This window comes from Vibrio sp. TH_r3 (genome assembly GCF_033101115.1).
Lineage (GTDB): Bacteria > Pseudomonadota > Gammaproteobacteria > Enterobacterales > Vibrionaceae > Vibrio.
Genome location: NZ_JAWMPW010000002.1, coordinates 272,495 through 292,275 on the forward strand (window position 1 = coordinate 272,495; position 19,781 = coordinate 292,275).

Annotated in this window: 15 protein-coding genes; 9 read left to right on the plus strand and 6 right to left on the minus strand. The window is 39.2% G+C overall.

The window, feature by feature from the left end; translation table 11 throughout:
- Nucleotides 1–8 precede the first annotated feature (8 nt).
- Nucleotides 9–575, minus strand: coding sequence for an SPOR domain-containing protein (locus R3X26_RS03775; RefSeq protein WP_317715860.1), 567 nt, complete (start codon nucleotides 573–575; stop codon nucleotides 9–11).
- Nucleotides 576–793: 218 nt separating this feature from the next.
- Between R3X26_RS03775 and R3X26_RS03780 the strand changes: the two genes are divergently transcribed.
- The 4 genes from R3X26_RS03780 to R3X26_RS03795 all read left to right on the plus strand — a co-directional run bounded on the left by R3X26_RS03780 (nucleotide 794) and on the right by R3X26_RS03795 (nucleotide 6,319).
- On the plus strand, nucleotides 794–3,517 hold the full coding sequence (locus R3X26_RS03780) for a bifunctional acetate--CoA ligase family protein/GNAT family N-acetyltransferase (protein ID WP_317715861.1): 2,724 nt from the start codon (nucleotides 794–796) through the stop codon (nucleotides 3,515–3,517).
- A 420-nt stretch (nucleotides 3,518–3,937) separates the two neighbouring features.
- Entirely contained in the window at nucleotides 3,938–4,681 is a 744-nt protein-coding gene (locus tag R3X26_RS03785) for a 5-oxoprolinase subunit PxpA (RefSeq protein ID WP_317715862.1), read from the plus strand.
- A gap of 7 nt (nucleotides 4,682–4,688) precedes the next feature.
- Nucleotides 4,689–5,405 (plus strand): allophanate hydrolase subunit 1, encoded by a 717-nt coding sequence (locus R3X26_RS03790; RefSeq protein WP_317715863.1) that lies wholly within the window; start codon nucleotides 4,689–4,691, stop codon nucleotides 5,403–5,405.
- On the plus strand, nucleotides 5,393–6,319 hold the full coding sequence (locus R3X26_RS03795) for a biotin-dependent carboxyltransferase family protein (protein WP_411572385.1): 927 nt from the start codon (nucleotides 5,393–5,395) through the stop codon (nucleotides 6,317–6,319). Before R3X26_RS03790 ends, R3X26_RS03795 begins: the two co-directional genes overlap by 13 nt.
- 70 nt (nucleotides 6,320–6,389) lie before the next feature.
- Here R3X26_RS03795 and R3X26_RS03800 read toward each other — a convergent pair whose 3' ends face one another.
- The 3 genes from R3X26_RS03800 to R3X26_RS03810 form a co-directional block, all read right to left on the minus strand.
- Entirely contained in the window at nucleotides 6,390–7,832 is a 1,443-nt protein-coding gene (locus R3X26_RS03800; RefSeq protein WP_317715864.1) for an NAD(P)-binding protein, read from the minus strand.
- Nucleotides 7,833–8,254: 422 nt separating this feature from the next.
- Nucleotides 8,255–10,708 (minus strand): ABC transporter permease, encoded by a 2,454-nt coding sequence (locus tag R3X26_RS03805; RefSeq protein ID WP_317715865.1) that lies wholly within the window; start codon nucleotides 10,706–10,708, stop codon nucleotides 8,255–8,257.
- Nucleotides 10,709–10,710: 2 nt separating this feature from the next.
- Nucleotides 10,711–11,382, minus strand: a complete 672-nt coding sequence (locus R3X26_RS03810; protein ID WP_317715866.1) for an ABC transporter ATP-binding protein — start codon at nucleotides 11,380–11,382, stop codon at nucleotides 10,711–10,713.
- Between R3X26_RS03810 and R3X26_RS03815 the strand changes: the two genes are divergently transcribed.
- The 5 genes from R3X26_RS03815 to R3X26_RS03835 all read left to right on the plus strand — a co-directional run bounded on the left by R3X26_RS03815 (nucleotide 11,381) and on the right by R3X26_RS03835 (nucleotide 17,713).
- Nucleotides 11,381–11,980 carry an arylesterase gene (locus R3X26_RS03815; protein ID WP_317715867.1) on the plus strand — a complete coding sequence of 200 codons (600 nt, stop codon included), beginning with the start codon at nucleotides 11,381–11,383 and terminating at the stop codon, nucleotides 11,978–11,980. The two genes, R3X26_RS03810 and R3X26_RS03815, sit on opposite strands and share 2 nt — an antisense overlap.
- 88 nt (nucleotides 11,981–12,068) lie before the next feature.
- Complete coding sequence (fabV, locus tag R3X26_RS03820) at nucleotides 12,069–13,265, plus strand: enoyl-ACP reductase FabV (protein WP_317715868.1); 1,197 nt, start codon at nucleotides 12,069–12,071, stop codon at nucleotides 13,263–13,265.
- Nucleotides 13,266–13,476: 211 nt separating this feature from the next.
- Nucleotides 13,477–15,327, plus strand: a complete 1,851-nt coding sequence (locus R3X26_RS03825) for a bifunctional diguanylate cyclase/phosphodiesterase (protein WP_317715869.1) — start codon at nucleotides 13,477–13,479, stop codon at nucleotides 15,325–15,327.
- A 100-nt stretch (nucleotides 15,328–15,427) separates the two neighbouring features.
- Nucleotides 15,428–17,077, plus strand: a complete 1,650-nt coding sequence (locus tag R3X26_RS03830) for an ABC-ATPase domain-containing protein (protein ID WP_317715870.1) — start codon at nucleotides 15,428–15,430, stop codon at nucleotides 17,075–17,077.
- Nucleotides 17,078–17,092: 15 nt separating this feature from the next.
- Nucleotides 17,093–17,713, plus strand: a complete 621-nt coding sequence (locus tag R3X26_RS03835) for a DUF2238 domain-containing protein (protein ID WP_317715871.1) — start codon at nucleotides 17,093–17,095, stop codon at nucleotides 17,711–17,713.
- Nucleotides 17,714–17,762: 49 nt separating this feature from the next.
- On the opposite strand, the gene R3X26_RS03840 is transcribed toward R3X26_RS03835, so the two are convergent.
- Nucleotides 17,763–18,449: an ATP-dependent zinc protease gene (locus R3X26_RS03840; protein ID WP_317715872.1), complete on the minus strand. Its 687-nt coding sequence runs from the start codon at nucleotides 18,447–18,449 to the stop codon at nucleotides 17,763–17,765.
- A gap of 49 nt (nucleotides 18,450–18,498) precedes the next feature.
- Nucleotides 18,499–19,680 (minus strand): amino acid aminotransferase, encoded by a 1,182-nt coding sequence (locus tag R3X26_RS03845; protein WP_317715873.1) that lies wholly within the window; start codon nucleotides 19,678–19,680, stop codon nucleotides 18,499–18,501.
- Nucleotides 19,681–19,781: the final 101 nt, after the last annotated feature.

A 19,781-nucleotide genomic window follows, 5' to 3' on the forward strand; every position in this document is an offset into this window, starting at 1 on the left:
AAGCGAAATTATTTTAATTTAACTAATTTAGGATAAGACGAAATTTTAATTTCATCCAAACTTTTAACGAATGGCTTCAAGCCGCGTATGTTCGATGGTAACGTTTGAATCGCTTCTGTTGCCTCGGACTTAGTCGCGTAATCGCCATACAACACCGCATACCAATCTGTGCCGTTAACTTTTTTATGATGTTCCCATACAGAATTGCCTGCAGGTAATTGATTAGCATAATTCTCCGCTTGTTGAGGAGTACCGACCGCAACAACTTGAATTGTGTAACCAAATCGCATTGCTACTACTTTCTGTTTTTCAGAAGGTGGAATTATTTTGATCATTGTATTATTGGAGTACGCTGCAGATGTAGAGCGAACATCACTCGCTTTAGAACCTACAACCTGCTGTTTCGCTTTTATTGATTCTGACTGTTTATTAACATCAATCTCTTTAATAGGAGCGACTACTTGTTTAGTGTTATATTCTTCTTGGTAACTTTCACTGGTCACTTCTGTTATTAATTCCCCAGAAGAACAAGCTGTCAATAAAACAGACAATGCGAGTATCGAAATATTTCTCATAGCAAAAACCAATTTCCTTTTGTTATTCTATGCAAATCATGCCTACTGAATCCAATATAATCAAGCGGATAATTAGATCTATTCAATTGAGTATGTGAACTGAGACACACTATAACATGACAACTTAGCCTACTCGGTCACATGTCTAAAGTATAGACAACTCACACGACATTAAATCGATTATTATGCACTAAGAAAGCGACATACTGAGGTTACTCATGAATACGATATCAAAACTACTCAATCCTACTTCTGTTGCCGTTGTCGGTGCGTCGAATAAGCCATACAGAGCGGGTGAAGTTGTTATGAAAAACCTACTCAATAGTGGTTTTCAAGGCGCAATTATGCCAGTAACACCGAAATACAAAGCGGTATGTGGAGTGTTAGCCTATTCGGATATATCCAGTTTACCAATCACGCCTGACGTCGCCATTCTCTGTACCAGCGCAACTCGGAACAAAGAAATATTCTTAGCCTTAGCGAGGAAAAAAGTCTCTGCCGCTATTGTTTTGTCTTCTGACATGCATATGGAAACCCAACCTGGCCGAACTATAGAAGACGAATGTCTACTCATTGCTAAGCAACATAATATTCGTATCTTAGGAGCTAATAGCCTAGGTTTAATCCTTCCTTGGCTAAATTTCAATGCCTCTTTCTCGCCGGTCAGTGCCGCTCGTGGCAATATCGCGTTTATATCTCAGTCTGCTGCGGTATGCACCACTATTCTGGATTGGGCTAATGATAAAGATATCGGGTTTTCTGCGTTTATTTCTATTGGAAATGGTGTGGATGTTGATGTTGCTGAACTACTTGATCATCTCTGTACCGACAGTAAAACCTCCGCTATTCTCCTTTATATTGACTCAATAAAGGACGCTCGGCGGTTTATGTCAGCTGCTAGAGCAGCATCTCGAAACCGGCGAATATTAGTATTAAAAGGTGGTAGAACCCACGCGGGAAGACAAGCTGCTCAAAGACATACTGGTGGTAATGATACCTTAGATATCATTTATGACTCAGCGATAAGACGTACCGGCATGTTAAGAGTTAACAATACCCATGAATTGTTTGCAGCGGTAGAAACTCTTACTCATGCAGTGCCTCTTAAAGGAGAACGTCTAGGTATTATAACAAATGGGGGCGGTCCTTCTATTATGGCAGTAGATACTCTGCTAGAAAGAGGTGGTAAACTCGCACAACTCAGCCCTGAAACCATTGAGAAATTAGACCAAGTATTACCATCTGCTTGGTCAAAACATAATCCCATTGATATGATCGGTGATGCCGATAAGAATCGATATGTTCATTCAATACAAGCATTACTTGATAGCGATGACATTGATGCACTATTGATTATGCATAGCCCTTCAGCTGTCGCTCATTCAGTAGAAACAGCCCAAGCAATTATTGACTGTATCAAGGCTCATCCCAGGCATAAACGTTTCAATATTCTTACTAATTGGAGCGGAGAAAAAACAGCAAAACAAGCACGATTACTCTTCACTCAAGCAGGCATTCCTACTTACAGAACGCCAGAAAGTGCCGTGGTGGCTTACATGCATTTAGTCGAGTACAGGAGAAACCAAAAACAATTAATGGAAACCCCTAGAAACTCGGAACAGGTAAGTTTACAGAATAAAAAATTCGCATCGCAATGGATAACTTCTCAAATTCCAAATAACAACATGCCACACTTAGATGAGAGTACTAGAGAGCGTTTTGAAAGTAATAGTGAGCGTAGTTTCGTTCTTGATACCCACGAAATTGCTCCACTATTAGCACAATACAACTTTACAGTATTAGAAACATGGATTGCACAAGAGCCAGCCGAAGTCGTCTATATTGCAGACAAGATAGGCTATCCGGTTGCAGTAAAGCTTCGCTCTCCCGATATCGCCCACAAATCTGACGTAAACGGTGTTGTTTTAAATTTACGTAACCGAACAGAAGTTCAAAATGCAGCCCAAGCGATTTTAGATGGCGTCCAAATTAACTACCCATCTGCAAATATCCAAGGCTTATTAGTTCAAGCGATGGCGAGCCGAATCGGTGCATATGAGCTACGAATTAAAGTAAAAACGGACCAAACCTTCGGCCCTGTCATTATGCTAGGTGAAGGAGGATCTGAATGGGACGAGAGTATAGATGCTGCAGTCGGAATCTTACCTTTGAATATGGCGTTGGCGCGCTATCTTATTATTCGAGCGATCAAAGGTTATTCAATCCGGCCTCAAAAAACCAGTAACCTCGATATCGACCTTCTTTGCGATTTTATCGTTAGGCTGTCTCAAATGGTTATCGATAACCCACAAATTCATGAATTAGATATTCACCCGCTATTGGTTGGTAACAAGTCGCTGACCATTATTGATGCCGATTTGACCTTAAAACCATTCTCGGGCGATCCTCATCAAAGGTTAGCCATCCGGCCGTATCCTGTCGAACTTGAGGAAAAAGTCACCTTAAATAACGGGGAAACAATCATATTACGTCCTATTCTTCCTGAAGATGAACACGCACACGCTGGATTTATAAAAAATGTGTCTAAAGAAGATTTATACAAACGTTTCTTTACTGAAGTTGGCGAATTTAACCATGAAGCATTAGCCAATCTAACCCAAATAGATTTCGACAGGGAAATTGCTTTTGTCGCCGTCAGAAAAAATGGTGATATTCTGGGCGTTTCTAGAGCGTTAATTAATCCAGAAAATACCGATGCGGAATTTGCAGTCTTAATTCGCTCTGATCTAAAAGGACAAGGTTTGGGTCAGTTGTTAATGACTAGAATCATTGATTTTTGTAAAAATAAGGGAACCAAACAGATATCTGGAATGACAATGCCCACCAATAGAGGCATGCTCACTTTAGCGCAGAAACTAGGATTTGAAATTGATGTGCAATTTGAAGATGGAACTGCCGATATGTTGCTGATATTAAATTAAACATAACCGAAAATTAAAAAGACCGTATAACGGTCTTTTTTAACTATGAGTGCAAAGACTATTTATTAGCTTTCATCTCTTTGCGTACCATTACAGCTGCCGCGATAATAAACGTGACTATAAGAGCCAGTTCCATAATATTTCCTTAAAATGTGTTTTAAAAAAGTGTAAGTAAGGATCGGCGCAACATTAACAGATTGATTAATTAAAATACACATAAATGCTAAGTTTTATTATAAATATCGACTTATATCTAAAAGATTAGTCTTACTAATGTTATAAAAACAATGATTGTTAGTTAAATAAGGGTATTTCTTTCATATAAGTGGTGATATTTTCAATTGGGACCGTGTCCGAAAATAATCTTTTTTTTCGCTATGATTTCCAATTGGCAATATTTCAAACAGACAAGGGGTTTAAATGCATTCGGATCAGTTAACCATTAACTGCGATATGGGCGAAAGTTTCGGGATTTGGACGCTCGGTGAAGATCACAATGTTATGCCATGGATTGATATGGCCAATATCGCATGCGGTTTTCATGCATCCGATCCCAATGTTATGTCCGATACCATTCAGTTGGCGAAACAACACAAGGTAAAAATTGGCGCACATCCTGGTTACCTCGATATTCAAGGTTTTGGTCGACGTTCAATCCCGCACAGCGACAAAGAAATAACCAATCTTATCTTGTATCAAGTCGGAGCGATTAAAGCACTGGCAGATTTACATGGGACAACCGTTGATTACATAAAACCTCATGGCGCTCTTTATAATGATATGATGAGATCAACCTCAACATTTAAAGCCATTGCTAAAGCTGCACAAGTGTATTCGTTACCATTAATGATTCTAGCGAGCGCGGACAACTCCCAATATCTTGAGTTGGCAGACGGATTTAATGTTCCACTCCTTTTTGAGGCGTTTGCTGATAGAACCTATTCCGATAATGGGCAACTTTCTCCACGAGATCATCCGCAATCGGTTCTAACCAATAGCGATGATATCTACTATCAAGTTATGCAAATAGCCAAATATGGTAGTGTGACAACCGTTACCGGTCAAAAACTCGACATACAAGCAGATACTGTCTGTATCCATGGCGATAACCCTTACTCTATTGCCTGTATTCAGAAAATAAAACAATCTCTAACCACATTATGAGGAGACTATGTTGAAACAATCAATATCAATCGATGCCGTCTCCGAGTCATCCATATTAATTCGGTTTTCAGATAAAATAGATGATCAATTGGCTATTTTAATTAACCAAGTTGCTGAGTTAATATATTCCCATCATTCTGATTGCGTAATGAACTTAACCCCTTCTTACACAACGTTACTGATAGATTATTTGCCGTACAGAACGGGTGAAAAAGAATTAATAAAGAATTTAACTATCATCGTTGCTCAAATAGAACAAAAGGTCGAGTCAGATACATTAACAAAAGTCGGCAAAGTCATTCATTTACCCGTCTACTACGCCGAAGATGTCGCACCTGATTTACTTTCACTATTACAAGACAAATCCATCACGTTACAAGCCTTAATTGACAAACATACTCAACCTGAATACAGAGTATGTTCGATAGGTTTTTCCCCGGGTTTCTCTTTTCTTTCTGGACTGGTTCCCGAACTAGAATCACCCCGGCATAACACCCCAAGATTAAAAGTTGCGGCAGGGAGCGTTGGAATAGCAAATAATCAAACAGCGGTCTATCCATCTGCTACACCAGGCGGTTGGAAAATTATCGGAAATTGTCCAAGTAAACTATTTGATCCAACTAGTGATACTCTGTCACCATTTCGGGTTGGTGATAAAGTGAAATTTGAATCAATAACACGAGAACATTTCATCGAGTTAGGAGGTAAATTGTGGGCTATTTAAAGGTAATTAAGCCCGGCCAACTTAGTCTTATTCAAGATTTTGGTCGCTATGGAATTTCACCTTTAGGTGTAACTCCAGGTGGCCCAATTGATGAATACGCTTATTGTTGGGCAAACCATTTACTTGGTAATCCACCTAATTGTTCTACGCTTGAAATAACCTTGGGCCAAGCTGAATTTCAATTCAGTGATCATTGCATGCTCGCGATTTGTGGCGGTGATTTACAAGCAAAACTAGATGGTGTTGCTATACGAAATTGGACATCTTTTTACGTCCGTGCTGGGCAAACATTGACATTTTCTCTACCAAAAAACGGATTAAGAGCGTATTTAGCAATTAACGATGGTTTTCAAATAGAGCCGCACCTAGGCAGCACGAGTACTGTAATGCGCGAATCTTTAGGCGGTATTCATCAAGATGGCCGATCTCTGGCTAAAAATGATCGCCTACCTTACCGAAAACTTTCTGTCCCGCTAGAATCAAAACAGCTCACATTTCGTTTCACTCCCGATTACAATTTGCCATTACGGTTAAGGCTGATTGAGTCTTATCAAGCAAACTTATTTAGTAAATCAGCCAAACATCAGTTTTATAATCAAACTTATCAAGTCGGTCAACATAGTGACCGAATGGGCTATCGCCTCGAGGGAACACCAATTGATATCCCTAACGAAGGAATAATATCTGAAGGAATCGCCCTAGGGTCGGTACAAATTCCACCCGACGGTAAACCTATAATTTTACTCAATGACCGTCAAACCTTAGGTGGTTATCCAAAAATTGGCGTATTAGCTCGAATTGATCACGCAAGAATTGCGCAAGCTAAACCAGGCCAAGAAGTCAAATTTATACGTGGAAATCGCAAACACTTGCAAGATATTTGGTGTGCTTGGGCCATTCTATTTGGTTATTAATATCCGTTAAGTCATTATTAACAATGTAAGCTAACTAGTTAGTCACAGACTAAAATGTCAGCTATGATATTCAAGTTTTTAAACCACAGATTTTTGCAAGTCCGACTGGATAACCACGTTCTTGGGCTAATTTCACCGCATCCATCTCTACATTACCCTCTTTAAGTGACGGCGTAACAAATTGTGGTTCATTGAATTCGATAATATTACTTTCTTGTAGGTGCTCTACTATCTTCATCGCTGCTTCAATAGCAGAAGAACCTTTCACTATCTCTACTCGTGCGTAGTTATTACCATGAAAAGAAACATCAGCTGAGCGTAAAGATGCGTCTAACCCTGGGATTTGTTGTGCACCATAAAGAGGTTCGCCAGCTATCGATGCACTGGCAAAAGAAGGAATAAACCTGCTCATATGTTTGATGGCTAATTCTGTTCTTTGCTTCGTTTGAGTTTTATCCCACCCTTTTCTCAATTTAGTCAATAAATGATCAGGTAATTGAGGTTGTGCTGATCGGCTGGCATCACTAGCCACTAGCCCATCTTTAAACAAGGTAATATCTTCTGTCATCCCATGCAGTTGAAAAATACCATCTGCATAAGGCGTTAGCTGTGCCATTCCATCAACGGTTCCTCGTTCACCATGAAAGATAACTTCTGGCCACACATCATTACTCTCTGCCCAATGAGTAACATAAGCGGCTTTAAACTCTACTAATCTATTCCGTGGGGCTTTAACCAAGTTATCTAATGTACCTGTTTCATACCCACATGCGTTGACTAAATAATCAACCGTAATCTCTGCACTTCCTGTTTCTTCCCTGTTATAACAAATGGTCCACTGGTCTTCTGTTGCTTGAATATCGGTTACTTCCGTTGATAAGAACACCTGTGCATTTGCAAAATCTTGCAACATAAGCCTTGTTGTAGACGCGAGTCTAAATAGACTCCAACCATACTCTTGCACCAATACAACTGGGTACTTTAACGATTCGAGATCAACCGAATTGACGAAAGGTATCATCCAGTCGTCCAGAATTTTGGGGACGCCTTTTTGCGCTTGTCCTTTCAATGCTATCAATTGGTGTTTTGAATAGGTTTTATAATACTGATCCGGCTCACCCAACACTTTGTTGGTTTCATCTACTGTTATTAAGTCAGCATAATGCTTTTGAATTGCTTCTAACCTAACAATAAGAGATTCAGGCTCTCCTTGATCCACTTTAGGTACGGCAATAATGGTAGGACGTATATTAATAGTATGTGGAAAAAGCTTAACTGATTGTATCGATTGTCTTAGCAGGTCAATACATTGTTGTTCATCTATGTCGCGATATAAATTTCCACCAGCGTGTAAGTGGCATATTGGTGGACCAAAAACTAAACTAGGTTTGCGCTCAAAAAGATATGTCTGTATGCCGAGTTCGGCCAGCTTTATCGCAGCTGTAGCGCCGGCGATACCACCGCCAACTATACCAATTTTAAGTGCTGATGACGTTTTATTTGTTTTGTTCATTTACGTACTAAGCTCATTTATCCTTGGGAGATATTACTAATAATAAACACTAAAATTTAACCTATTTTCAGTGGAATATTTTACTGAAAAAAACTAATTTTTTTATAAAAAAACACTTGACTCAAATTGTGTGAAAACGTATTTATTCTGGTTTGTGTATAAGCGCTTTGCTGAGAAATAAGCCTGTTGGGGGATGGTAAAAATTTTAGTCTAGTTGACCTAAAGTTATCCAAAACTTTATCCACCGAATCTGTGGATAACTGACCCAACAAGCAATGATTATGACATTTTACAGTTCTAACATAAATTAACTTTATAATAAACAATCGATTAACCTCACTTCTTGTAAGTGCACCCTCATAATAACGTCATCTAATTATCACATTACTATGAGGAATTGAGGATAATCTGGTTAAAAAGTATTATTGTGCCGATTTTATCGGCAGCAATAATTGCTTAATCAAGGTTCGTATCACAATAGCCAAAACAATAAATGAAAGCACAGGTAATGCAACCCACAATACAGGATGTGCTCGCCCTTCTAGTTCAAAACCAACCTTCATAATACTAACAACACTGACTTCTGCCCCTAAACTTGCTACTAAGCCAGCAACGACCGCCATCAAACCATATTCACTCCAAATCGTACTTTTAATTCTTCGCTTAGAAGCACCTAAAGTCCGGTAAAGACGTATTTCATCTTGTCGTTGCGATAAACTTAATCGTAATAATGTAAAAATAAGCAAAAGCCCAGCAACTACTCCTAACGATGCCAATACAGTAATCGACCAAATAAGCTGAGTGAGTAAACCTCGAATTTTTTCTCCCATGGCTCGAATATCCAATAGACTAACGGTCGGAAAATTACGTGACAAATCACTGAGTAGCTGGTTGTCATTATTGTCTACTTTATAACTCACCATCCAAGTAGCCGGTAATGATTCAAGTACATCTTCACTAAAAATAAAGTAAAAATTAGGTTTCATTTCTCGCCATTCAACGTGTCGAATGCTATTAACCGTCGCATTGACCTTTTTACTGTTGATGACAAAACTCATTTGATCACCAATATGTATATTTAAATCGGCAGCGACTTCTGATTCAACCGAAACACCTGCACTTGGAGTCCATTCTCCTTCAATAATAGTCGCTTGATTATCCGCATCATTTGCCCACGTATCATCTACCCAAGTGAAGTTAAGTTCTCGGCTTAATGATTCAGCATCAGGCTTAACACCTTGATAATCTTTTGCGGCTACATCATTGATTTCACTGATTCGACCGCGAATTATTGGATAAGCCTTTGAGCGCTCTAATGATTCGCTATCTAACACTTTAAGGTAATCTTCAATTTCGTAAGGAGCGATATTAATAGAAAACACATTCGGCGCATTGTCAGGAATCGCTTGCTGCCAATCTTGTAATAGATCCGTTCTAACCAACCAAATTACCGCCAATAACATTAAGGACAGGCCTAGCGCTCCAAATTGAAGTGTACTAGCTAAACCAGAACGATTAATTCGGCTGACTGCAAGTTTCATTGAGGCACTAATGGGCAGTTTATTAATTAGCTTTATGATGAGAAGACTTAAAACACCTAGCAATGCAAATAGCAGCACAATACCTGCAAGAACAATCCATACTAATGTATTATTGTGATAAGCAATAATCATCGGAATAATTGGCACCAACACAAGTAAATAAGCTGTCCACGACTTTTTATCTCCCTGAGCTTGCATCACATTGGCTGCCGATGTGTTGATTAACCCTAAAAGTGGTATTCCTAACGCAGGGATACCAATAAGTACGCAAGAAACCATAGCTACTAAATATGGTTTTATTCCATAACTCGGTAATGGATCAGGTAACAAATCGGTTAATGGGATCCTTAATAATATTTCCAATAAATAACCAGAAAAAATACCGAAAACCGTACCTATTACAAAAAGAATCACCACCTGTATTAACAACCAGTGCCTCAACCATGATTTACTCGCACCTAAGCTTTTAAGCATCGCAATTGTTTTTCGTCTACCTGCAACGTAATTTTGGCAAGTTAAAACCAAAGTGGTTGCAGCCATGATAATGACAATAGCAACCGTAAGAGACAAGTATTGCGTTGTGCGTTCAAACATCTCATTACTTCTTGAACCGTTACTTTGATCGCGCCAGCGATCACTGGGGGTTAACGTCACCGAATCTTTTATTTGCGTTAAACTCTGTTCATTACCCGTTAGATATAAATTAAATCGTACTCGACTACCTAAGCGCAAAGCACCCGTTTTTTCTATATCTGAACTATGGATATAAACAGCCGGCATTTGTTGGAAAGGATTAAAAGACAACCCAGGCTCTTGTACAACCTTACCGTTAACGACAAAATCCGCATCTCCAAGGGTGACAGTATCCCCTTCTTTAATATCGAGCAATGAAAAGACTCTTTCGTCCAGCCAAAGCTCCCCTGCACTCACTTGATGTAATTGGCTAGACCCATTGTTTAAAATTAAGTTGCCACGCAGTGGATAAGTGGAATCTACCGCTTTTACCGTAACCAGTTGCATTTCATTTTCGCTAAATGCCATGGTGGAAAACCTAACCAATTGTGACTCAGACACTTCAGGCTGAGCACGAATTGAATCAAACAGAGTATCTGGAACAGGGTTAGATGAAGCATAAACAAGGTCTGCTGTTAAGGCATCTTTACCCTGTTTGACAATAACTTGCTCCATTCGCTCAGCGAGTGCAGACAAAGCAAATACACACGCGATGATAAGAGTTAGAGCAATAGAAATAGGCCACAGCTGACCATGGCGGATTTCTTCCATACTCCAACTGAATAAACGTCGATTAAGAGATAATATTGATTTCTGCGTCATAGTTAGTTCACCAACTTGCCTGCTTGCATGTGGAATGTCTTGTCACATCGCTCGGCTAATTCTGGATCATGAGTCACAAGAACCAGAGTCGTGCCGTGCTTGCTATTAAGCTCGAACAGCAGTTCAACAATTTTTTCCGCCGTATGCTGATCCAAATTGCCGGTTGGCTCATCAGCGAATAGAATTTTAGGTTTGATCATAAAAGCTCTAGCTAGAGCTACTCGCTGTTGCTCTCCACCTGACAATTGAGATGGTAAGTGGTCAATACGTTTCTCTAAACCAACAGAATCAAGTAACTCCGTTGCTCTCGCTGTATCTTCATTTTGTCCTTTCAATAAACAAGGAAGCGTTACATTTTCTATCGCAGTTAAGCTAGGTATTAAAAGAAAACTTTGGAAAACAAATCCAACTGACTGGCTACGTATTGCTGCTCGCTGTTCTTCATCTAGTTGAGAAATTGCTTTTCCCATTAGATGAACATCGCCTTTAGTCGGCACATCTAGCCCTGCTAATAAGGTCATTAATGTTGACTTACCTGCACCAGATGTCCCAACAATCGCGACACACTCTCCTTCATCAATTTGTAAATTTACATCATCAAGGATTGTTAATTGCTCTTGTTTAGTAGAAACTAATTTACTTAATGATTCAGCTTTTATAATGGGATTTGCCATGACTCGATTACTCTCTTTACTTTTTCTACTGTTTTCCTGTACTGCAAGTAGTAACACAATTTTGCTGTTAGGTGATAGCTTAAGTGCAGGTTATCAAATGCCAATTGAAAGCAGTTGGCCAACAAAACTGTCGTCAGACCTTACAAAAAAAGGCTTTGATTACAATGTGGTCAATGCCAGTATTTCTGGCGATACCTCCGGTAATGGGCTAGATAGACTGCCTGACCTTCTCAAACAATATGAACCACAGTGGATACTAGTAGAACTAGGCGCAAATGATGGGTTACGCGGTTTTCATCCAAAAATCATCACTAAAAATTTGCAACAAATTATTTCACTTAGTCAGCAATTCGGTACCAAAGTAGCATTGATGCAAATAAAGATCCCACCGAATTATGGCCAACGTTACAGTCAAGCCTTTGAAGATATATACCCAAACTTAGCGGAACAGTTCCAAATACCACTTTTACCATTCTTCCTAGAGCAAATCATCTTAAAGGACGATTGGATGAAACAAGATGGCCTTCACCCTAAAGAGGTAGCTCAGCCATGGATTTCAAATTATGTGGCAGATAGCTTAGCGTTATATTTAGATTAGTCGCCAAAAAAATGCCCTAGCTCAAAACTTATCGCATAACGTACTTATATATTGGAGGTCCAGACGAAAAAACCGAGAATACAGACTGATGATAATAGAACCCATTATTAAAGGTGTTATCGCCAAATCTGCACACCCTACTGGGTGTAAACAAGCAGTGAAAGAACAAATAGACTATATTAAATCAACACAACCGACTAACAACGGCGCGAAAAAAGTACTCATTTTAGGTGCTTCATCGGGGTTTGGGCTTGCGGCCAGAATTGCAGCAACATTTGGCGGAAGCGAAGCCGATACTATTGGTGTTTCTTTTGAGCGCCCCCCTTCAGAAAAAGGGGTAGGATCTGCTGGTTGGTATAACAATATTTATTTTAGTCAATTTGCTGAAGCTGAAGGACACAAAGCTATCAATATTGTCGGTGATGCTTTCTCAGAAGAAGTCCGAGCCAACGTTATTGAGGCCATAGAAACCTATTTTGAAGGCGAAGTCGATCTTATCATTTACAGTCTAGCCACAGGGGTAAGACCAAAACCTTCAGGTGAAGGTATGTGGCACTCTGTTATAAAAACAATCGGTGAGAGCTATACGGGCTCCAGTGTTATCTTAGAAGACGATAGCTGGCACGCTACTACTGTAGAGCCAGCAACAGACGAAGAGATCGACTCCACCATAAAAGTAATGGGAGGGGAAGACTGGGAGTCTTGGATTGATACATTAATTAATTCCGACTCTATTGCACAAGGGTGCAAAACTATCGCATTCTCCTATATAGGCCCCGAACTCACTTACCCAATCTACCATGAAGGAACGTTAGGCCGCGCTAAAGTAGATCTGCACCAAACAAGTCACTCACTCAATCTTAAACTGGCCAAATATTCAGGTGGTGCATACGCAACCGTTTGTAAGGCATTGGTAACCAAAGCAAGTGTATTTATACCTGGTTTTACCCCCTATATTTTAGCACTTTATAAAGTAATGAAACAAAAAGGGACACACGAAACTTGTATTCAACAAATGCAACGGTTATTCAGCGATAAGCTTTTTCAAAGTGTGGTACCTGTCGATGGCCAAAGATTGTTGAGGCTGGATGAATTTGAACTCGATAAAGATGTACAAAATCAAGTAAAGCAAATTATGGCTGAAATGAATGCTGACAATTTTAAAGTGCTTGCAGACTATTCCGGCTACAAAAATGAGTTCCTTAAACTGAATGGTTTTGGCCTAAAAGGCGTCGATTACCAACAGGTTTTCGATATAGACCAGCTTAAAAAACTCAAACCATAGCGTTACCCTTCAAAGCAAACAACCAGTCTCAATTTTGCAACAAACCCTCCACTATGGAGGGTTTTTCTATTAATAGTAAAGTTATCGCATATACTTACACAATATAGTTAATGAAAAACAGTTAGTTATTCGACATACATATAAACATAAGCCATACGGAATGGATAGATTAACTTTAGGGAGTGTAAAGTACATGGTAAATAAGCACTATATGACAAATATAAATATCTCGGAGTTTAATTTGCCTCCAGATGTTATATGTCGTTTGAAAAATTTGGTTGAGTTGTTACACGACTTTGGTAAAGCCAATTATTCATGTATCGTACAAGACATTCGTTCACCCTCTGTTATTAGTAGCAGTCATAACTTTCCTTACCAATCTCCTGATAAATTAACATCACTAGTTCAAACCATTACACAAAATTTCCACTCTAAAAATGGCACCACATTACATGGCACTGTTAGCATAAAAAACCACAGTAACTCAGAAGACGATACTATTTATTATGTCGCTCAGATACTATTTTGGCCTGATAATAGTGTTTTTGGGGCAATAATAATTGGTAATCATAGTCAAATACCAACAATCGTAGATAATGAAAAACTATTATTAAGCTGTAAGCAATCAATTGAAGCGCATTTAAAGACCGTTTATCAACACATTCGAATAGAATCATTAACCGAACAATTGAGAATTCGAAGTGACAACAAAACTAAAAACATTGCTAATTTAAATTACACATTAAGCAAGGAAATTAATAAACGCAAAGCGGCAGAACAACAGGTTAGTTACCATAAGAGTCATGATATCGGCACAGGATTTCTCAACCAACAAGCATTAATAGAGAGAACAAACGAAATGCTCTCCGTTGCGCAAAGTAATCAGCAAAAGCTTGCCGTTGTGCATGTCAACTTTTCCAATGGACGCAAAATTCAAGAGCGTCATGGGGATAGCATACTTGATGAGCTCCTTACTGCATTTCGAGACAGAATTGGTCAAATAGATTGCATTAACTCTGTAACCGCTCGTATTGGTATTGCGAACGTTATATTAGTTATCCGCAGTAAACATCTTCAACCGTTCATTGAACACTTTTGTCACCGATGTATAGAGATTTGCCATTCTGACTTCCTGGTTGAACAAGAACATGTTCATTTACATACATTTATCGGTGTTTCTACTAATCTAGACTCAACAGATGCAGAAGACCTGGTCTATTTTGCCAACGAAGCCGCATTCGCATGTAAAGATACTGGACGTCAATATAGCTACTATTCAGAAACTGATACAGAACAAAGAATGCATACCAATGAAATAGAAAGTTATTTATTAGAAGCGGTAAGAAATGAAGATATAGAGCTGTATTATCAGCCTAAAGTAAACTTAAATACTGGCGCTTGGGTTGGTGCAGAAGCACTAATACGCTGGAACCACCCAATACTTGGTACGATTTCAAATGATAACCTGATACAACTTGCTGAACAAAATGGATTAATATTTGAGGTGGGTAATTTTGCTCTACGTAATGCAATAGAAAACGTCAGCGAATGGGCTCTAGCTGATGATTTTAAAATTGCTGTTAACGTCTCTGCTATGCAGTTACAAAATATCGACTTTGTTAGCTACGTAGAGAATCTATTACAAACTTATGATTTTCCTGCCTCAAAACTAGAACTAGAATTAACAGAAAGCTGTTTAATTTCAAATGAATACTTAGCACGGAAGATACTCAATAAACTGAGCCACCTAGGAATTACACTGTCACTCGATGATTTTGGTACCGGTTATGCGTCATTTAGTTATCTTAAAAACTACCCTTTTAATAGTTTAAAAATTGACAAAAGTTTTGTGCAAAACCTAACTCAAAATTCTAGTGACCAAGAGATTGTCCATTCAATAGTGCAGATAGCGAAAAAGCTAGAATTAGACGTTACCATTGAGGGCGTAGAAGATATTGATCAAGAACGTTTTCTATTAAATGAAGGTTGTGATTTCGCTCAAGGGTACTTATACGGTAAGCCTATGACGGATAGTGACTTTATTCAAAATATCCGTAAATAAGATTAAACTGGCTATCTTGTTTGTCGTTACCTATAATTCGCCACCTACATAATTATTAGTGTGCAAATCTGACGCATACGAACATAGAAGTATTTGAGTTATGGATCAACTAATAGCGAAATTAAAAAAACTCGAAAAGCAAAACTATCGGGCTTATCAGTCAGTTAAAGGTCAGTACTCCTTTGATGATTACACTTTTTATATTGACTACGTTCAGGCTGACCCTTATGCATCCGCTTCTCGCGTTCGAGCGGTAAGGCCTTGGCCACTGACTGGCTTAGCATGGTTAAAAGGTCAATCAAGTTCATTTCAAATTGCTGCAAGAGATTTCATTGCCCGTAGCTTTGCGTCTTTTGCGGCACAAGAAAACAGTGTCTCTATTGCATTGTCAGGGCAAACAATACTTGATAGTACTACCGTGTTATTTACTGAAGAAGGGATTGAGTTACGATTCCGCATTAAATTACCCGCGGAAGGACGCAGTATCCTAGCTAAGAAAGCGGTGAATATTTTAACTTTCCACTTGCCAAAATATATTCGAAAATCGACTATCGAAAGAGAGCTCGATAAAGATGCTCTTATCAAACACTGCCAATGCGCTGAAGACCAAGATCATCTACGCCAGCAGCTAGCCAGTCACAATTTAATTGCCTTTGTCGAAAATGGCAGCTTATTGCCTAGACTTGCTGGTAACAGTGATTTACCTATGAAGGATGCTGTAAAATTTACCACTCCAGCCTCTCTTGAAGTCCAGTTGGAAACGATAAACAGAGGCCTTGTGACAGGAATGGGGATTAAAAAAGGGATCACTTTAATTGTTGGTGGTGGATTCCATGGTAAATCAACTTTGCTTACTGCAATAGAGCGTTCTATTTATAATCATATACCTGGTGATGGCCGAGAGGGCATTGTTACCGATGCGGGGGCAATGAAAATTAAGGCAGAAGACGGACGCTGTGTGCACGCGCTAAATCTGTCTAATTACATTAATCATCTACCGATGAATAAAGATACTGCTGATTTTTCTACTCAAGACGCATCGGGCTCGACCTCTCAAGCCGCTTGGCTACAAGAGTCTATAGAGTCAGGTGCAACGTCAATTTTAATCGACGAAGATACCTCAGCAACCAATTTTATGATTCGCGATGAACGTATGCAGGCACTCGTTAATAAGGGTGATGAACCTATAACACCATTAGTAGATAGAATTGGTCAGTTAAGAGATGATTGTGATATTTCTACTTTAATTGTTATGGGGGGATCTGGCGATTACCTCGATCACGCTGATACCGTAATACAAATGCACGACTACCAACCAATCGACGTGACAGCCAAGGCGAAACAAGTGGTAAAACTTCACCCTAGCCAACGTCTTCAAGAAAACGAGCAATCTTTAGGTCAGTTTTCACCGCGTTCATTACATTTACTTGGCTTACAGAAAATCTTATCCGATGGTAAATTTAGGGTGACAGCTAAAGGAAAAGAGTCGCTAAGATTTGGTAAAGAGTTTGTCGATATCACAGCACTCGCTCAAATAGAAAGTTCAAGTCAAGTTAATGCAGTGGGTTGGATTTGGTTTCAATTAGCGCAAAAACCCGGTTGGGCAAAACAGCCATTACAAGAAATAAATACGCTTTTACAAGAAGACTGGTTCTTGTCGATGCCTAATTATGGCGACCTTGCCAAACCAAGGGCTCTTGAGGTTTTAGCTATTCTTAACCGAATGCGTAAAGCAAATTTTAAGAATTAATTACCATGGTAGCTTATGAATCACACCTCTTTTACGCGACGACGACGCTTTAGTAATACTTTGATAGCGCTGGTTTCACTTTATGGGTTGGTTTTTATATTTTCTGCCTTTGACCCTGCGTTGAGAGCAGTGTGGATTGCTGAAATCATACCGGTCATTGTAATTCTTTTAGCCATTCTACTACTAAGTAGAACGCTAGAATTTAGCTCCACTGCCTATTTCTGCATGTTTATATGGCTTGGCTTACACACAATTGGTGCCAAATACACGTTTGCTGAGGTGCCATTCGACTGGTTCAATAATTTGGTAGGCTCTGAACGTAATCATTTTGACCGAGTCGCCCATTTTTCAATTGGTTTGTATGCGTACCCTATTGCCGAATATCTGTATCGCTATAATCAATGTAATAAGTTAATCGCTGCTTTATTTAGTCTCTTCGCTATTATGAGTATTGCCGCTGCTTATGAAATTATTGAGTGGTGGTATGCAGAGCTTGCTGGAGGTGACGAAGGTATTGCCTTTTTAGGGTCTCAGGGCGATATATGGGACGCGCAAAAAGATATGCTATGCGATACCTTAGGTGCATTAGTTGCCTTAGTTATTTTCACTTACCGAACGACTGAAAAAATCAAATAGAATCGCAATTCCGAGCAAAAGAATTGCGATTTTTTATCAGCTAAAATGCTTATTTTTTCTTAGGTTGCACTAACTTGCGACCTATATCCACCACTGCAATATCACGCACGTAACTTTGCCCTAAAAGAACGGGATAAGATAAATGCTTGCGGTCAGTTAAAGTAAAGTCTGCCTTTTCTTTAACGTCACCGACTTGTATCCATGCAGTAACTATAGGACGCTTTTCGGCTTCAGTACTATTCGCTTGTTTGATCTTTGCCCAACGCAAAACAGGTAAGCTGATCTCATCTGTAGAAATATTTTTGTGCTCAACTCGGAATTTAACCCATTCCTTCCCTTCTCTTTCGAAAGGTAAAATATCAACGGCACTAATGGATGAAGTCGTTGCTCCTGTGTCCACTTTCGCCATAAAGCTTTTATCTAAGCCAGGAAGATACACCCACTCTTCCGAGCCTAAAATAAGTTTACCTTGTTCTGTTTTTGTTGGTTCAGCCTTTGCTTTCGCTTTTACTATAGGTTTGTCTACTTCCTTTGTCACTGTAGAAGTATTTGATTGCGAAACGTCAGCTTTGTCACCAGTAGACACTCCGCTTACTGATGAATTATCGGTTTTTTCAGCAACAACCATCTGTTTCGCTACATTATCCGTAGACGATTGTTGTGAAGTATCGGATTGATTACTCGTACACGCAACCAAACCGAAACACAAACAAACTGGTAACAAGGATTTATTCACGGTTTATTCCTCTAACTCTATGTTATCTTTATACAGTATAGCTACTAATTTAGGCTATTTTGGCAATAGCATTTGCTACATAAGGAATATCTTTTTCTGTTAAACCAGCAATGTTAATTCGGCCATCAGCAACACCGTAAATACCATAGTCATCTTTTAAAACCTGCATTTGTTGAGCAGAAAAGCCTAAAACAGTAAACATACCTTGATGCGATTTTATAAAGTCGAACTGTTCCGATTGATGAGAAACACGTAATTCATTACACAAAAGATCTCTTAAATTCACTAGCCTTAACTGCATAGATACAAGCTCTTCTTTCCACATACGAGTCAAATCAGAATCGTTGAGCACGGTTTTAACTAATGCAGCACCATGATCAGGTGGCATGGTATAGGTGGCTCTAGCTAATTGAAGCAATTTACCCTTAGCATTGACTGCATGCTTTAATGATTTACCAACAACCATGGCTGCGCCTGTGCGTTCTCGATACAAACCAAAGTTTTTTGAGCACGATGTTGTAATTAACATTTCTTCAATATTGTCCGCCATAAATTGCAAGCCTTCAGCGTCTTTTTCTAAGCCTTGACCAAAACCTTGGTAGGCTATATCGACAAACGGTATAAAGCCATTTTTTTGCGAAAGTTCAGTTACCGTTTTCCAAACCGAAAAATCAACATCTGCCCCAGTTGGGTTATGACAACAGCCATGCATTAGAACAACATCATCAGGGCCAGCAGTTGCGATATCGGTTAACATACCATCAACATCAACCTGCTTAGTCTGTGGATTAAAGTAACGGTAATATTTCACCTTTAAACCTGCCGCTTCCATCACTGGTTTATGGTTAACATAGCTTGGATTACTCAACCAAACGGTGGTTTTAGGGTTAGCCACTTTCATCAAGTCAGCTAACATACGTAAAGCACCACTTGCACCGGGAGTTTGAATGGCACTCACACGGTCAAACGCCGAAGTTCCTGAGAGCAATAGCTTAACCATACTAGAGTTGAATTCTTCACAACCCGCTAATCCTACGTACGATTTAGTGGTTTGACTTTCAAGTAGCTTTTTTTGCGCCTCTTGAATCGCCTGCATAATTGGTGTTTCACCTAAGTTATTTTTATATACGCCAATACCTAAATCAACTTTTTCTGTGCGAGGATCACTACGATAAGCAACTGAAAGAGAAAGAATAGCGTCCTGCTGAGGCGTTGGTAAATATGCAAACATTGAATCACATTCCTTGATAAATAGTAGATAACCACGAACGAATATACTGCCTAAACACTATTGCGCTCGCCTTGATTGAGCAAATTAAAGCATGGAAAAAT

Coding starts and splice junctions, on each gene's coding strand:
- R3X26_RS03775 (WP_317715860.1), bottom strand. CDS start 575: ATGAGAAATATTTCGATACTCGCATTGTCTGTTTTATTGACAGCTTGT.
- R3X26_RS03780 (WP_317715861.1), top strand. CDS start 794: ATGAATACGATATCAAAACTACTCAATCCTACTTCTGTTGCCGTTGTC.
- R3X26_RS03785 (WP_317715862.1), top strand. CDS start 3,938: ATGCATTCGGATCAGTTAACCATTAACTGCGATATGGGCGAAAGTTTC.
- R3X26_RS03790 (WP_317715863.1), top strand. CDS start 4,689: ATGTTGAAACAATCAATATCAATCGATGCCGTCTCCGAGTCATCCATA.
- R3X26_RS03800 (WP_317715864.1), bottom strand. CDS start 7,832: ATGAACAAAACAAATAAAACGTCATCAGCACTTAAAATTGGTATAGTT.
- R3X26_RS03805 (WP_317715865.1), bottom strand. CDS start 10,708: ATGACGCAGAAATCAATATTATCTCTTAATCGACGTTTATTCAGTTGG.
- R3X26_RS03815 (WP_317715867.1), top strand. CDS start 11,381: ATGACTCGATTACTCTCTTTACTTTTTCTACTGTTTTCCTGTACTGCA.
- R3X26_RS03810 (WP_317715866.1), bottom strand. CDS start 11,382: ATGGCAAATCCCATTATAAAAGCTGAATCATTAAGTAAATTAGTTTCT.
- fabV (WP_317715868.1), top strand. CDS start 12,069: ATGATAATAGAACCCATTATTAAAGGTGTTATCGCCAAATCTGCACAC.
- R3X26_RS03825 (WP_317715869.1), top strand. CDS start 13,477: ATGACAAATATAAATATCTCGGAGTTTAATTTGCCTCCAGATGTTATA.
- R3X26_RS03830 (WP_317715870.1), top strand. CDS start 15,428: ATGGATCAACTAATAGCGAAATTAAAAAAACTCGAAAAGCAAAACTAT.
- R3X26_RS03835 (WP_317715871.1), top strand. CDS start 17,093: ATGAATCACACCTCTTTTACGCGACGACGACGCTTTAGTAATACTTTG.
- R3X26_RS03845 (WP_317715873.1), bottom strand. CDS start 19,680: ATGTTTGCATATTTACCAACGCCTCAGCAGGACGCTATTCTTTCTCTT.